We start from the raw sequence: 2,028 nt of genomic DNA, 5'->3' as shown, positions 1-2,028 counted from the left end.
ATATGTTATGTCCTTTCTTAATCAACTAAAGCATGCGTTAGTTGATTAAGATTTAAACAATCCTTGCTCTTTCCATTGGTCGAAATACTTTTGATAACCCATTTCCTCAGCAGTCATAGTGTATTGCGTATCTCCCAATATAAAAGTATGAGTTCCCGACAAGGCTTCATAGGTCGGATTCCCTTCTATATCCCCGAAAAGCGTTTCAAATGTATTTACATCCACTGATTGGGTTGTTCCATTCTCGTAGGTTTCAAGAAGAATGAAATCAACCTCTCCCTGTTCTGTATGCCCCTTAAGTATCAAACCTGCTTCATTTAATGACAAATATAATTGATTCATATTCAACCTCTACTCTCCCTGAAAAATTCATTACCTTATTGAATTAACCTGCCAGTTAGTTGAATAAGAAGAGGAGAATGTTATTCTCTATGAGAACCTCTTGTACTTTCATAGCACTCACCCCCTAAAATCATATTAACGCTCGGTCTAAAGACCTCACTACGCCCCCCGCTATGGGCTACGTCCTCCACCTAAAGTGTACATACTTTTCTGGATATTATATACACATTAAACTATATTTTCAATATCTGTATAACTAATCTAATATGTATAAGAAAAGAGGATATATGCTCATATATTGAACATAATATCCTCTTATCAGTTTAGTCTATTTAAATTTTATGTCATGCTTTTTTATTTTATAATTACAGACTTTTGTGTACTAATACTAAAAATTATTTAAAATAATTGTTTGAAAAGATGGTATTAAATAGGACGTTTATATCATCTTTATCATTTCTTTTGTATATTAAACTGAATTTATATATTCACTTATGCTTTGTTATGTACGCGAATTATCAATAACCTCTGTTCCATTTATTACATCTTGCAAACATTTTTTTAAAAGTTATACTTTTTATATCAACGAAGAAATTTGTATCATCAATCATAAAATTCGGCTATACCATTGACTTAGGAGTTTGACAGGCTAAAATTCGGTCTGTTTTCTTGCTGCAACAAAGACATGTGCAATACTACTACATCTTGTGATAAAACAGATAAACATAATTTTTTCATTAAAATTCTTCAATTATCTTATATTTTCATAGGGTGACTGAGTGGTTATCAGGAATACTTATATAAGCTACAAATTAGGATTGCGTTTCATAGGAGGTTTAAATGAAAAGAATATTGCCGGGAGCCATTTTATCTTATACCCAGTATGGATATTTAAAAGTGCCGAAAAATATTAAAAGCCAATGTCCGAATTGCGGTAAATCAAGTGAATTTGCGTTGAAAGCGAATTTTTACCAAGTGAAAAAAAGCGGATTATTCGCAGAAGGGCTTTGTTCTGAATGTAAAAAACCATCAGAGTTTGTCATAATGTTTCATAATTGTTCAGATCAAATTAATGAAGTAGACATCTATATGTATAATCCTTCAGCTTCAAAAGATCCTTTACATCAACTCGAACACAACAAAAAAATCCCGATAGACCTTCTCAGATCATATCGATCTACCTTAAATATCAGTCAGTCAAAAGATCATTCTGCTACTGCAGTAATGTCAAAACGAGTTCTTGAAGGTGTCCTCAAACATTTCCTTGGGGAGAAAACGAATGGGCAGTCTCTTTCCCAACAATTCGAGCAATTTCCAAAACATGTTGATTTAGCGAAACCGATTCAAAATATTGGCAACCTTGTTCATCCGGACAGTCCTTTTTATGAAATGCTTGAACTAAGGCAAGAAATTGACGATGAAACGATTGTTTTATTAACAGAATTATTAGAAGTCCTTATCGAATATTTATTTGTACTGCCTGAAAAAATCGAATTGATACATGACAAGATTGAACAGAAATTGAAATAGAAGCCGAATATGCGACTATCCATTTGAGAATAATAATATCTTTTCATATAAAGTGAAACTTCCATTAGTGATTTTGTCATCCCAACTGACGGAAGGCTCGCTAATATACAAAAAAAGAAGATAGCCATCTATACATGAGATGGCTATCTTCTTTTT

General features: G+C 32.5%; 2 protein-coding genes. One reads left to right on the top strand and one right to left on the bottom strand.

Annotation, left to right across the window (positions count from 1 at the left end; all coding sequences use genetic code 11):
* Positions 1–45: 45 nt before the first annotated feature.
* Positions 46–342, bottom strand: coding sequence for a hypothetical protein (locus V7024_RS24020; RefSeq protein WP_335524583.1), 297 nt, complete (start codon positions 340–342; stop codon positions 46–48).
* 840 nt (positions 343–1,182) lie between these two features.
* Between V7024_RS24020 and V7024_RS24015 the strand changes: the two genes are divergently transcribed.
* Positions 1,183–1,872: a hypothetical protein gene (locus V7024_RS24015; RefSeq protein ID WP_335524582.1), complete on the top strand. Its 690-nt coding sequence runs from the start codon at positions 1,183–1,185 to the stop codon at positions 1,870–1,872.
* Positions 1,873–2,028: the final 156 nt, after the last annotated feature.

Source organism: Bacillus sp. JJ864, from assembly GCF_036963045.1.
GTDB classification, from domain to species: domain Bacteria; phylum Bacillota; class Bacilli; order Bacillales; family Bacillaceae_G; genus Bacillus_A; species Bacillus_A pseudomycoides_C.
Note: the sequence above shows the minus strand (reverse complement) of the source record. Positions and strands in the feature narration are given on the sequence as shown.